Here is an 11,786-nt window from a genome sequence, read left to right as displayed (position 1 = left end):
GCGACGGCGATGTCACTCATAAGCTTCGCGATACCGTTTCACGACCGTCAGCGCGACGATGTTGAGGAGCAGGGTGATGATGAACAGCGTCAGCCCGAGCGCGAAGGCGGCGAGTGTTTTCGGGCTGTCAAACTCGGCTTCGCCGGTGAGCAAGTCGACGATTTGCTTGGTCACCGTGGTCGCGCTGGCAAAGGGGTTGAGCGTCAGCGTGGCGACGCCCGAGGCGGCCATCACCACGATCATCGTTTCGCCGACCGCGCGGCTGACCGCGAGCAGCACGCCGCCGACCACGCCGGGCAGCGCCGCCGGGAGCAACACCCGTTGGATCGTTTCCGACGCGGTCGCGCCCATCGCCAGGCTGCCATCGCGCATCGCGTCGGGCACGGCAGCAAGCGAATCGTCGGCCATGGACGAGACGAACGGGATGATCATCACCCCCATCACCAGCCCGGCGGCGAGCGCGCTTTCCGAACTCGCCCAGGTGATGCCGATCGACACCGCGAAATCGCGCACCGCCGGGGCCACCGTCAGCGCGGCGAAATAGCCGTAGACCACGGTCGGAACGCCCGCCAGCACCTCGAGGATCGGCTTCATCCAGCGGCGCGCGGTGGGGGTGGCATATTGGGTGAGGTAGACCGCACTCATCAGCCCGAACGGGATCGCCACCAGCATCGCGATCACTGCGCCGATGAAGAACGTGCCCCAGAACAGCGGCACCGCACCCAGCGTCTTGCCCGGATCGGCGGGGTCGATCACCTGCGGGCTCCAATGCGTGCCGAACAGGAAATCCCCGATCGGTACGATATTGAAAAAGCGCCAGGATTCGAACAAGAGCGAGGCGACAATGCCCATCGTCGTCAGGATTGCGATCAGCGAGGCGGCCAGCAGCCCCGCCATCATCAACCGTTCGATCTTGGTGCGCGCGCGAAAATCCGGGCGCACGCGGGTATAGGCGAAACCGCCGGTCGCGAAGCTCAGCAACAAGGCAATGGCAGCGCCAATCCAGTCATTGCGCGTCTGCGCCGCCGCATAAGCCGGGGCGAGCTTCTTCGACAAGGGATTGAACGCGCCAAAGCTGTTTCCGGAGGCGAGGCTACGCGCCTCCGACAGAATGGCTGCGCGGTTGAAGCCCTGTGGCGGCAATTGCGCAGCCGCAGGGTCGTGCAGCACACGGTCGGTGACCAAGGCCGGTGACGTTGCCGACCAGACGCAGAGAAACAAGGCAGCAGGGAGGACCGTCCATAAGGCGACGTATCCGCCGAAATGCGAAGGCAGCGAGCTGAAGCGCGCGGTACTGCCACGGCGAAAGCTGACGGCGCGTAACCGCGCCGTCAGCCAGCCGATGAGGCCGAGCCCGGCGATGACCAGGAAAAGAGCGAGCATGGACAAAGCGAGGGTTCGACTTCGCGTAAGAGTGTTGGACTAGAGCAGCTTCTTGGGGTCGAGCAGGGTCTCGTCCTTCAGGATTTGCGCGCTGCGCTTGCGGACGTCGTCTGGAGCCGCAATCAGGCCCTTGGCGACGAGCGGACCCTTGGGATCCCACGAGGTGGCGTACAGCGCGAGGAAATCGCGCAGGCCCTTGATCGCGCTGAGATGGGCTTGCTTGATATACAGGAACAGCGGACGCGATCCCGGATACGCGCCGCGTGCGATCGTTTCATAGGTCGGCTCGACCCCGTTGATCGGAACGCCGTTCAGCTTGTCCTTATTCTCTTCGAGATAGGAATAGCCGAAGATGCCGATCGCATTGGGGTTGGACTGCAATTTCTGCACGATCAGATTGTCATTCTCGCCCGCATCGACATAGGCACCGTCTTCGCGGATCGCGGTGCAGCCCTTGGCATAGGCCGCCGGATCCTTGTCCTTATGATCGGCCAGTGACGGATTGATCGCGTCGCAGCCCTTGGCGAGGATCAGTTCGGCCAGCGCATCGCGTGTGCCGCTGGTCGAGGGCGGACCATAGACCTGGATCGGCACCGCTGGCAGCGACGGATTGACATCCTTCCACGTCTTGGCGGTGTTCTTCTGGCCCATCGGCGAGGCGGCGAGCGCCTTGTAGATGTCGACGGCCGTCAGTTGCAGCTTGGGGCCGGATTTGGATTCGGCGAAGGCGATACCGTCAAGGCCGATTTGCACCTCGATGATGTCGCTGACGCCATTGTCCTTGCAAGTGTTGTATTCGCTGGCCTTCATCCGGCGCGACGCGTCCTCGATGTCGGGATGCGCCGCACCTACGCCGGCGCAAAACAGCTTCATCCCGGCACCCGTACCGGTCGACTCGATCGCAGGAGACTTGGTGCCCGGCGTCTTGTTGACGAACTGTTCCGCAACAATCGTCGTGAACGGAAAGACCGTTGACGACCCGACCACCGTGATGTGGTCGCGCGAGCCCGCGCCGCCGCCATTCGCCTGATCCTGACAGCCCGCCAGCGTCAGCGCTGCAGCACTCGTGGCAAGAGCGAGTATCGCACATTTCCTGATCATGGAATCTCCCCTCGGGCACTGGACGGCCCCGGACTCGGGCTACCACGGCGACCGGCTGCCTGTGTGACATTGACGTTACCGTTTGATGACAGTGGCTTTGGGGTCGGATGTCGATGCTGTTTTGGCCTGATAGGTCTGAACGTGCGCGGGCAGCATGACGGTGACGGTCGTGCCTTTGCCCAAGGTGCTGGTGACGTCGAACCTTCCGCGATGGCGTTCGATGATGTGCTTGACGATGGCGAGACCAAGTCCGGTGCCACCCGCAGCGCGACTGCGGCCCGGATCGACGCGGTAAAACCGTTCGGTTAACCGCGGAAGATGCTCGGGGGCGATCCCGTCGCCTTCGTCGCCGACACTGATGCGCACCGTGCCCGCCGCATCGCGCCACAATTTTACGGTGATCGGCGATCCTGGCCGCCCATATTTCATGGCATTGCCGATCAGATTGTGGAGCACCTGGCTCAATTGGGCACGGTCGCCCGCGACCGGGGGGACGCCAAGGTCGATATCGGTGACAATGTCGCCGCTGCGTTTGTCCTGCGCATCCAGCAATTCGGAGCGGACCTCGCTGATCAACGCGCCCAGATCGACCGCCCGATCGGGCAAGCGGTATTTTTCGGCCTCGATCCGGCTGAGCGAAATGAGATCCTCGACCAGGCGCTGCATACGGCGCGCTTCGTCGAACATGATCTTCAGGAACCGACCGCGAACTTGCGCATCCTCGCCCGCTTTGTCGTCGCCCAGCGTCTCGATATAGCCGAGGATCGACGCGAGCGGGGTGCGCAGTTCGTGGCTGGCATTGGCTACGAAATCGACTCGCATCCGCTCGGCGGCATAATTGCCGGTCTGGTCGACCAGTTGGACGATCCGTTGCCCACCGCTCGCGCGGGTGACGTGCATTTCCCAATGCTGGTCCTTCGTGCCCAGCCCGACCAGGTTGATCGGCCCTTGCGGAACCCCGGTGGTGGGGCTGGCCAGGCGCTCTGCCGCTCCGGGGTGGCGGATGGCGACACGGACGTCCTCGCCGACAATATGCTTGCCGAGCAGCGCCAGGGCGACCGTGTTGGCGTGGGTGACGCGCCCGTCCGCCACGATCAGCACGGGTTGCACGATCGCCTGGATAATCTCCTGCACGTCCGGGGGGCTGGGCTGGCGCACGCTTTCGACCGGGCGGAGCATTTCGATCGGTCCGTCGCCGGTGCCCGTTGCCGCCAACGCCGCGGCGATGCCACCGACCAGCGTGATGATCGCGGGCTGCAGATCCCAATCGAGCAAAAAGACCGCGATCGCCGCCACGACCACGAGAGCGATGGCAGTAATCGTTCGAGAGCCGAAACCTTGGAGCATGCGCCGGGCCTTAGCCTAAAGATCGTTAACCCCGATAGCCTTGCTTGCCAGTCTTTTGCGAATGTGAAAGGGCTAGTGCAATGAACGATGATACGCCTGAACTTCCGAACACCACGCGCCGCCGGGCGTTGATGCTTGGCGCGGTCGGCGCAGCGGCGGTGGTGTCGATCCGCCCGGCGCTGGCGTCGACAGCGGCATCGATTTCGACCTGTGAGATTCCGGTCCCGGATTCGGGGCGCGCGGGCAGCTATATCGCCGCCGACGGGACGGTGGTGCCCGCCGGCACGCGGGGTGCGTTCGCGCCGCCTGGCCGACCGTTCAAAGGCGAAGAGGTCAAGACCGCGCTGGCGGGCGGTCAATTGCCCGGCACCAATTACGAGCAGAGCCGCGCCTACACCAATTATATCCGGCGGCTGCAATCGGGGACGAGTGGGTTCACCTGCTTCGCATCGCTGCAAATGCCGCGCGGCTGACGCCGTGGACGATTCCCGTGGCGATATCGTGTATCGCATGGCGCGGCCGGAAACGCTGAAGATCACGCACCTCGACAGCTTCACCGCAGTGTTTCACCGCGCGTCGGGCATCACGCATTTGGTCACCTCGCCCGTACCGGAGATTCTCGCGGCCTTGGGCGAAGCGGGGATGCGGCGGGTCGATTTGATGGCGCGCTTGTCGGTGGATTATCTGCTGGGCGATGCCGACGAAGCGGCGTTGGACGCGCGGCTCGACGAACTGGTGGCAGCCGGTCTGGTCGCGGTCGCATGAGGCATGTGTTTCAGGTGCGAATTGGTCCGGTCGGATTTCGCATCGGCTCGGACTGGCGCGCGCCCATCGCGCAGCTCGAAACGCTCTATGCCGCTTATCCCAAGCCTGTGGACGGTGTGCCCGATTTCACCGTGCGCCTGTTCGCGGCGCGGCCGTGGCGGCTGATCGTGCGGCCAGCGGTGATGATCGGCGGCGATTATGTTCTGCCCGAGGCGGCACCGCTTCCGCTCGCGCAAGGGCTGCTCGCCGCCGAAATGGGGATGAATTTGCAGATGGCGCTGGGCCAGCGCCATTTCCTGCTGCTCCACGCTGCCGTGGTCGAGCGCGACGGGCAGGCGCTGATCCTCACCGGCGTATCGGGTGCGGGCAAATCGACCTTGGCGGCGTTGCTGTCGCTGCGGGGCTGGCGCTTGATGGGCGACGAATTCGCCTTGCTCGATCCCGCGACTGGCTTGCTGCACGCGTTTCCCCGGCTCGTGAGCCTCAAGAACGCCAGCGTCGCAACCGTCGCTGCCGAAGTGCCGGCCGATCGGCTCGGGCCGGTGCTGGAAGGCACGCCCAAGGGCACCATCCGCCATCTTGTTCCCGACGCGGCGGCACTGGCGGCGATGGATGTTCCGGCGAAACCCGCGCTGATCCTGTTCCCAACCTTTGGCTATGAATCGGCGACGCGCGATGTGGCGCAAAGCGAAGTGTTCGTGCGCCTTACCCAGGCCTCGACCAATTATGTCGCAATGGGCGAGCGCGGTTTCGATGCGCTGACCGCGCTGGTGCAGGGCGTGCCTGCGCGCGCGATCGACTATCCCGATACCGATGGCGCGATCGCGCTGGTGGAGGCGGCATGGGCCGCGCGCTAAACGGCTGGCTGCTGGCACAGGCGCTGCGCGATCCCGGCGGCACGGTGGCGTTGGGTGCGGAGGCATGGACTGCCTTGCTCGCCCTTGCCCGCGCCGAACAGATGATCGGGACGCTGGCATGGCGGCTCGATGGTCTAGCGGTGCCGCCATCGGTCGCGCGTATCCTCGCCGACGCGCGGGCGTCCGCCGAACAAGGACGGGTGGCGGCTTTGTGGGAGGCAGAGGCGGCGCGGCGCGTGCTGGTGCCGCTCGGCGTGCGTGTGGTTCTGCTCAAGGGCACCGCTTTTGTCGCGGCGGGCTTGCACGCGGGGCAGGGGCGCTCGATCGGCGATCTCGACATCCTCGTACCGCGCGCGACGCTGGATGCGGTCGAGGCGGCGCTGCTCGAGGCTGGCTGGGAATGGGTAAAGCCCGATCCCTATGACGATGCCTATTACCGGCAATGGATGCACGAACTGCCCCCGCTCATCCACCGCGACCGTGACCGGATGATCGACGTCCACCACACCATCCTGCCGCTGACCGCGCGGATTACCCCGGATGCGGGCGCGCTGCTGGCGGACGCGGTGGAACTGAAGCCCGGTCTGTGGGCGCTTTCGCCTAATGATATGCTGGTCCATGCAGCAGCGCACCTGTTCGCCGATGGCGATCTGGCGGGCGGCATGCGCAATTTGTGGGACGTGCACTGCCTGGTCGCCGAGTTCGGCACCGATGGCCTCGCCGGACGGGCGGCGCAGCATGGCCTGTCGCACGAAGTTGCGCGGGCGCTGCGGCTGGCGGCGGCGCTGTATGGCGAGGGCGCGCGATTGACTCCGGCTGACCGTCTCTATCTCCGCCGCCTCACCGCGCGCGATGGTTGGGGCAGGGCGACGCGGCCCTTTACGCGCATGGCCTTCTACATCCGTTCGCACTGGCTGCGCATGCCACCCGCGATGCTGGCGCGGCACTTGTGGACCAAGTGGCGCAAAGGCTAGGCTCGCCGGGCGGGGCTGACATAGACCGCCCGCAATTGGGGGATAACGGCATGAAGATGTGGCGTTCTTTGGGTTTCGGCCTCGCTTTGGCGGTCGCGGCGTGCTCGACCGGTAAGGATGTCCCCGCGGCAGAGGCGAGCGTTAAGGCCTTTCACGACCGTTTGGGGGCGGGCCAGATCGACGCGATCGTCGCCAGTTCCGGCCCGGAACTCTCGGCTCCCGAGACCAAGCCACGCTTCACGCAATTGCTGGCGGTGGTCGTCAAAAAACTGGGCCAGCCCAAGGCGGCCAAGCAAGTCGGCTGGAACGACCAGGTGACGACGGGCGGGCATTTCATCACCCTCAACTATGCATCTGACTATGCGCGCGGCAAAGCGGCCGAAACCTTCGCGTTTCGTGTGGTGGACGGCAAGCCGGTGCTGATTGGCTATAACATCAATTCGGACGCGCTTATCCTCAACTGAGGCTGAGTTTTTCGAGCGTCGGCACCAGCGCGTCGAACGAATCGATCACCGCGTCGGCACCCATCTCCTCGACCGGGTGGAGCAGGAAGCCAAAGCTGACCGCGATCCCGGGGATTTCGGCATTCCTTGCGGCCATGATGTCGTAAATCGAATCGCCGACGAACGCCGCGCTGCCGCCACCGCAGCGCCGGATCATTTCGTCGATCGGGGCGCGGTTGGGCTTGGACAGGCCGGGGCCCAGCGTGTCGCCCCCGATGATCGTCGCGAACCGCTCGCGCAGGCCGAGATCGTCGAGCAAGCGCAGCGCAAAATCTTCGAACTTGTTGGTGACGATCGCCACCGTCACGCCCATCGCGTCAAGCTGGTCCAGAGCGTCGAGCACGCCGGGGAAGGGCCGCGTGTGGACCGACAGATGCTCCCCATAATAAGCCAGCATGCGCTTGTAGAGCGGACGGAAGGTGTCGGGCGTACAGCCGCCGGTCGCGTCCAGCCCCTGCGTCAACATGTGCTTGGCCCCGCCGCCGACCATCGTCTTGACTTGCTCGACGCTCAGTAACGGTCGCCCGGCAAAAGCGAGCGTGTGGTTGACCGCGTCGGTCAGATCGCCGCTGCTATCGACCAGGGTGCCGTCGAGATCGAACCCGACGATGGCGAAGGAATTCTTTGTCATGAGCGATTGCCTGACAGCGTTGCTCTGGAAATGACAAGAGCGTCGTGGCAGGGCAGTCCGCATGGCCACTGCACCCGCACCGAATATCGCCGCCGTCATCCTCGCTGCCGGCAAGGGCACGCGCATGAAATCGGATCTCCACAAGGTCCTGCATCCAATCGCCGGGCATCCGATGTTGCTGCATCTGGCGGAGAGCGTCGCCGCGCTGAAGCCGGAGCGCACCGTCGTCGTGACGGGCGCGGGGCGCGAGCAGGTCGAGGCAGCCGTCGCGCCGCTCGGCATCGTCACGGCATTGCAGGCCGAACAGCTCGGCACCGGCCATGCGGTCGCGCAAGCCGAAGCTGCGCTGGCGGGGTTCGAAGGCGACGTGCTGGTTCTCTATGGCGATGTGCCTTTGGTGTCCTCGGCGACGATGCAGGCGATGGTCGCGCGGCTCCACGCGCCCGATTCGCCCGCCGTGGTGGTGCTCGGCTTCCGCCCTGCCGATCCCGCCGCTTATGGCCGGATCATCGCAGACAAAGCCGGCGTCATCGCCAAGATGGTCGAATATAAGGACGCAAGCGAGGCCGAACGCGCGATTAACCTGTGCAATTCCGGGCTGATGGCGGTGCGCAGCGCCGATCTGTTCGCGCTGCTGGCGCGCGTCGGCAATGATAATGCGGCAGGCGAATATTATCTGCCCGACGTGGTTATGCTCGCCGCCGCCGATGGGCGCGCCTCGGCGGTGATCGAAACGAGCGCGGCGGAAGTCGCCGGAGTCAACAGCCGCGCCGAACTCGCGGTCGTCGAACTGTCCTGGCAACAGGCGCGGCGCACACAGGCGATGGCCGATGGCGCGACGCTGATCGCGCCCGAAACCGTCTGGTTCGCTTATGATACCGTGCTGGGGCGTGATGTCGTGATCGAGCCCAATGTCGTGTTCGGCCCCGGAGTCAGCGTCGCCGATGGCGTGGTGATCCACGCCTTCTCCCATATCGAAGGGGCGACGGTCGGTGTGGGCGCGGAGGTCGGTCCGTTCGCGCGGTTGCGCCCCGGCGCGGTGCTGGGCGAGCATTCCAAGATCGGTAATTTCGTCGAGATGAAGAAGGCTGTGCTTGGCGTGGGTGCAAAGGCCAACCACCTGACCTATCTTGGCGATGCCGAGGTCGGGCCCGGCGTCAATATCGGCGCAGGCACGATCACCTGCAATTATGATGGCTTTTTCAAATACAAAACGGTTATCGGCGCGGGCGCGTTCATCGGGTCTAACTCGGCGCTGGTCGCCCCGGTCACCATCGGTGCGGGCGCGATCGTCGGGGCAGGGTCGGTGATCACCGGCGATGTCGAGGCCGACGCGCTCGCGCTCGCGCGCGGCAAGCAGGAAGCGCGGCCCGGCTGGGGCAAGCGGTTCCGCGACGCAATGATGGCGAAGAAAGCCGCCACCAAGAAATAGCCCCCGAGCGGGCAACGGAGAGACGAAACTATGTGCGGTATCGTAGGCATTCTCGGCAAGGGCGCGGTTGCGGACCGGCTGCTCGACGGGCTCAAGCGGCTCGAATATCGTGGCTATGATTCGGCGGGCATGTGCACCGTGCACGATGGCGAATTCGATCGCCGCCGCGCGCCGGGCAAGCTCGTCAATCTCGCCGCCGAACTGGCCAAGGATCCGCTGCCCGGTGACAGCGGCATCGCGCACACCCGCTGGGCGACGCACGGTGCGCCGACCGTCGACAACGCCCACCCGCATATCGTGGGCGACGTGGTGCTGGTCCACAATGGCATCATCGAGAATTTCAAGCCGCTGCGCGATGAGCTGATCGCCGAGGGGCGGCAGTTCAAGTCGCAGACCGACACCGAAGTCGTCGCCCACCTCATCGACCGTGAGCTGTCGCGCGGGTTCAAGCCGCGCGAGGCGGTGGCCAACGTGCTGCCGCGCCTGCACGGCGCGTTCGCGCTGGGCGTGATGTTCAAGTCCGAGCCCGATTTGCTGATCGGCGCGCGGCTTGGTGCACCGCTCACCGTCGGGTACGGCGATGGCGAGAATTTCATCGGTTCGGACGCGCTCGCGCTCGCCCCGCTGACCCAGCGCATCGCCTATCTCGAAGAGGGCGATTGGGCCGTCGTTACGCGCGCAGCGGTGCAGGTCTATGACAAGAATAACGATCCGGTCACGCGCCCGATCGTCAATTCGGGTGCCTCGGGCCAGTTGATGGACAAGGGCAATCACCGCCACTTCATGCTCAAGGAAATTTACGAGCAGCCGGTGGTGGTCGCGCAGACGCTGCGCAGCTATTTGCGTCCCTTGGAAGAGCGCGTCGCTTTGCCCGACATGGAATTCGACCTCGGCTCGGTCGAGCGCGTGGCGATCGTTGCGTGCGGCACCGCGTCTTATGTTGGCATGATCGGCAAATATTGGATCGAGCAGCTCGCGCGCGTGCAGGTCGAAGTCGATGTCGCTTCCGAATTCCGTTATCGCGATCCGGTGCTCACCCCCAACATGCTGGGCGTGGTTATCTCGCAATCGGGCGAGACCGCCGATACGCTGGCGGCGCTGCGCCACATGAAGGCGGCGGGGTTGACCACGGCGGGCATCATCAACGTGCCGACCAGTTCGATGGCGCGCGAAGTCGATTTGCTGTTGCCGACCCATGCCGGCCCCGAGATCGGCGTCGCCTCGACCAAGGCCTTCACCTGCCAGCTTGCCGTGATGGCCGCGCTCGCGGTCAATCTCGCGCGCGCCAAGGGGCAGCTAACGCCCGAGGCCGAGCGCGACATCGTCCATCACCTGCAGGAAGTGCCGGAGGCGATGAGCCGCGCGATTGCGCATGACGAAGAAATCGCCGCTATGGCCCCCAAGATCGCGGTCGCGCGCGACGTGCTCTATCTGGGGCGTGGTCCTGATTACCCGCTGGCGCTGGAAGGTGCGCTGAAGCTGAAGGAAATCAGCTACATCCATGCCGAAGGCTATGCCTCGGGCGAGATGAAGCACGGGCCGATCGCCTTGATCGATGACACCGTGCCGCTGATCGTGCTCGCGCCATCAGGCCCGTTGTTCGACAAGACCGTCAGCAACATGCAGGAAGCCCAGGCGCGCGGCGCGCTGGTCGTGCTCATCTCGGATGCGGACGGGATTGCGCAGGCAGGCGAAAACACTATTGCAACGATCGAAATGCCCAAGGTTCATCCCATCATCGCCCCGCTCGTCTACGCCGTGCCGGTGCAATTGCTCGCTTACCATGTCGCCGTTGCCAAAGGCACCGATGTCGATCAGCCCCGCAACCTCGCCAAGTCGGTGACCGTGGAATGACGGCACCGTTGATTGCCGGGGTGGAACTGGGCGGGACCAAGTGCATTTGCGTGCTCGCCAGCGGCCCCGATGATGTGCGCGATCGCGTCCAGATCCCGACCACCACGCCCGAGGAAACGCTTGGTGCTGTGGAGAACGTGCTGCGCGGCTGGTCGCATTATGATGCGCTCGGCATCGCCAGTTTCGGCCCCGTCTCGCTCGATCACACCGCGCCCGATTACGGCTCGATTACCGCGACCACCAAGCCGGGTTGGTCCAACACAGACGTCGGCAAACGGCTCGCCAGCATTGGCCTGGTGCCGACCGGTTTCGACAGCGACGTCAACGGCGCGGCCCTGGGGGAGGGGCGTTGGGGCGCGGCGCAGGATGTCGCCGACCATGCCTATATCACTGTCGGCACCGGGGTCGGCGTCGGCCTGGTGCTGGGCAACGCGCCCGTTGCCGGGCTGACCCATGCTGAACTCGGCCATATTCGCCCGGTTCGTCTGGCAGGCGATAGCTGGGGCGGGAGTTGCCCGTTCCACGGTGATTGTATTGAAGGGCTGGTCTCGGGCACCGCGATCCGCGCCCGTACCGGCGCGGGTGCGGAGACGCTGGCCGAAGATGATCCGGTGTGGGAGGGCGTCGCCCACACGCTCGCGCAATTGTGCCACACGCTGGTGCTGACCGGCATCCCGCGGCGGATCGTGATGGGTGGCGGCGTGATCGTCGGCATTCCGCATTTGCTCCCGATGATCCGCACCCGACTGGAAGCGAGCCTTGGTGGCTATGTGGCGGCGCGCGGGCTGCTGCCGATCGACGCCTATGTCGTGCCGGCCGCGCTGGGCGGCATGGCCGGGCCGCTCGGCGCGATCGAATTGGGCGCGCGCGCCCTCGCTGGGGCCTGATGTCGGCAACGTCGTTTACGGGCCTTTAACCGTGTCCGCTTAGGTCGTTGCA

At 65.2% G+C, this 11,786-nt stretch carries 12 protein-coding genes; 8 read left to right on the top strand and 4 right to left on the bottom strand.

The genetic code is table 11. The features are described from left to right. Positions 1–12: 12 nt before the first annotated feature. The 3 genes from pstC to H4W01_RS09905 form a co-directional block, all read right to left on the bottom strand. A complete protein-coding gene (gene pstC, locus H4W01_RS09915; protein WP_010403107.1) occupies positions 13–1,383 on the bottom strand; it encodes a phosphate ABC transporter permease subunit PstC in 1,371 nt (456 codons plus the stop codon). 39 nt (positions 1,384–1,422) lie between these two features. Continuing rightward, entirely contained in the window at positions 1,423–2,484 is a 1,062-nt protein-coding gene (locus H4W01_RS09910) for a substrate-binding domain-containing protein (protein ID WP_010403106.1), read from the bottom strand. A gap of 75 nt (positions 2,485–2,559) precedes the next feature. Next, positions 2,560–3,831, bottom strand: coding sequence for an ATP-binding protein (locus tag H4W01_RS09905; protein ID WP_010403105.1), 1,272 nt, complete (start codon positions 3,829–3,831; stop codon positions 2,560–2,562). Positions 3,832–3,911: 80 nt separating this feature from the next. On the opposite strand from H4W01_RS09905, the gene H4W01_RS09900 reads away from it, so the two are divergent. The 5 genes from H4W01_RS09900 to H4W01_RS09880 are packed head-to-tail and all read left to right on the top strand — an operon-like array spanning position 3,912 to position 6,891. Continuing rightward, positions 3,912–4,304 (top strand): hypothetical protein, encoded by a 393-nt coding sequence (locus H4W01_RS09900; RefSeq protein WP_010403104.1) that lies wholly within the window; start codon positions 3,912–3,914, stop codon positions 4,302–4,304. A gap of 4 nt (positions 4,305–4,308) precedes the next feature. Next, the gene (locus H4W01_RS09895) at positions 4,309–4,596 is read left to right on the top strand and encodes an HPr-rel-A system PqqD family peptide chaperone (RefSeq protein WP_010403103.1); all 288 of its coding nucleotides are present in this window, start codon (positions 4,309–4,311) and stop codon (positions 4,594–4,596) included. After that, the gene (locus H4W01_RS09890) at positions 4,593–5,453 is read left to right on the top strand and encodes an HprK-related kinase A (RefSeq protein ID WP_209610869.1); all 861 of its coding nucleotides are present in this window, start codon (positions 4,593–4,595) and stop codon (positions 5,451–5,453) included. Before H4W01_RS09895 ends, H4W01_RS09890 begins: the two co-directional genes overlap by 4 nt. Then, a complete protein-coding gene (locus tag H4W01_RS09885) occupies positions 5,438–6,427 on the top strand; it encodes a nucleotidyltransferase domain-containing protein (protein WP_209610868.1) in 990 nt (329 codons plus the stop codon). Before H4W01_RS09890 ends, H4W01_RS09885 begins: the two co-directional genes overlap by 16 nt. A 50-nt stretch (positions 6,428–6,477) precedes the next feature. Then, positions 6,478–6,891, top strand: a complete 414-nt coding sequence (locus tag H4W01_RS09880; protein ID WP_209610867.1) for a hypothetical protein — start codon at positions 6,478–6,480, stop codon at positions 6,889–6,891. Here H4W01_RS09880 and H4W01_RS09875 read toward each other — a convergent pair. Beyond that, positions 6,884–7,561: an HAD-IA family hydrolase gene (locus tag H4W01_RS09875; RefSeq protein ID WP_209610866.1), complete on the bottom strand. Its 678-nt coding sequence runs from the start codon at positions 7,559–7,561 to the stop codon at positions 6,884–6,886. The genes H4W01_RS09880 and H4W01_RS09875 overlap by 8 nt on opposite strands. 61 nt (positions 7,562–7,622) lie before the next feature. On the opposite strand from H4W01_RS09875, the gene glmU reads away from it, so the two are divergent. From glmU to H4W01_RS09860, 3 genes are read left to right on the top strand one after another with little or no spacing between them, the layout of a single operon-like run. Then, positions 7,623–8,993 carry a bifunctional UDP-N-acetylglucosamine diphosphorylase/glucosamine-1-phosphate N-acetyltransferase GlmU gene (glmU, locus tag H4W01_RS09870; RefSeq protein WP_209610865.1) on the top strand — a complete coding sequence of 457 codons (1,371 nt, stop codon included), beginning with the start codon at positions 7,623–7,625 and terminating at the stop codon, positions 8,991–8,993. Positions 8,994–9,023: 30 nt separating this feature from the next. Then, positions 9,024–10,847: a glutamine--fructose-6-phosphate transaminase (isomerizing) gene (gene glmS, locus H4W01_RS09865; protein WP_209610864.1), complete on the top strand. Its 1,824-nt coding sequence runs from the start codon at positions 9,024–9,026 to the stop codon at positions 10,845–10,847. Continuing rightward, complete coding sequence (locus H4W01_RS09860; RefSeq protein ID WP_209610863.1) at positions 10,844–11,734, top strand: ROK family protein; 891 nt, start codon at positions 10,844–10,846, stop codon at positions 11,732–11,734. Before glmS ends, H4W01_RS09860 begins: the two co-directional genes overlap by 4 nt. The last annotated feature ends 52 nt before the right edge of the window (positions 11,735–11,786 follow it).

This window comes from Sphingomonas sp. PL20 (assembly GCF_017875905.1).
Classification (GTDB): Bacteria; Pseudomonadota; Alphaproteobacteria; order Sphingomonadales; family Sphingomonadaceae; genus Sphingomonas; species Sphingomonas echinoides.
Note: the sequence above shows the minus strand (reverse complement) of the source record. Positions and strands in the feature narration are given on the sequence as shown.

Excerpts from the sequence above, each read along its gene's own strand:
- pstC (WP_010403107.1), bottom strand. The coding sequence starts at position 1,383 with ATGCTCGCTCTTTTCCTGGTCATCGCCGGGCTCGGCCTCATCGGCTGG.
- H4W01_RS09910 (WP_010403106.1), bottom strand. The coding sequence starts at position 2,484 with ATGATCAGGAAATGTGCGATACTCGCTCTTGCCACGAGTGCTGCAGCG.
- H4W01_RS09905 (WP_010403105.1), bottom strand. The coding sequence starts at position 3,831 with ATGCTCCAAGGTTTCGGCTCTCGAACGATTACTGCCATCGCTCTCGTG.
- H4W01_RS09900 (WP_010403104.1), top strand. The coding sequence starts at position 3,912 with ATGAACGATGATACGCCTGAACTTCCGAACACCACGCGCCGCCGGGCG.
- H4W01_RS09890 (WP_209610869.1), top strand. The coding sequence starts at position 4,593 with ATGAGGCATGTGTTTCAGGTGCGAATTGGTCCGGTCGGATTTCGCATC.
- H4W01_RS09885 (WP_209610868.1), top strand. The coding sequence starts at position 5,438 with ATGGGCCGCGCGCTAAACGGCTGGCTGCTGGCACAGGCGCTGCGCGAT.
- H4W01_RS09880 (WP_209610867.1), top strand. The coding sequence starts at position 6,478 with ATGAAGATGTGGCGTTCTTTGGGTTTCGGCCTCGCTTTGGCGGTCGCG.
- H4W01_RS09875 (WP_209610866.1), bottom strand. The coding sequence starts at position 7,561 with ATGACAAAGAATTCCTTCGCCATCGTCGGGTTCGATCTCGACGGCACC.
- glmU (WP_209610865.1), top strand. The coding sequence starts at position 7,623 with ATGGCCACTGCACCCGCACCGAATATCGCCGCCGTCATCCTCGCTGCC.
- glmS (WP_209610864.1), top strand. The coding sequence starts at position 9,024 with ATGTGCGGTATCGTAGGCATTCTCGGCAAGGGCGCGGTTGCGGACCGG.
- H4W01_RS09860 (WP_209610863.1), top strand. The coding sequence starts at position 10,844 with ATGACGGCACCGTTGATTGCCGGGGTGGAACTGGGCGGGACCAAGTGC.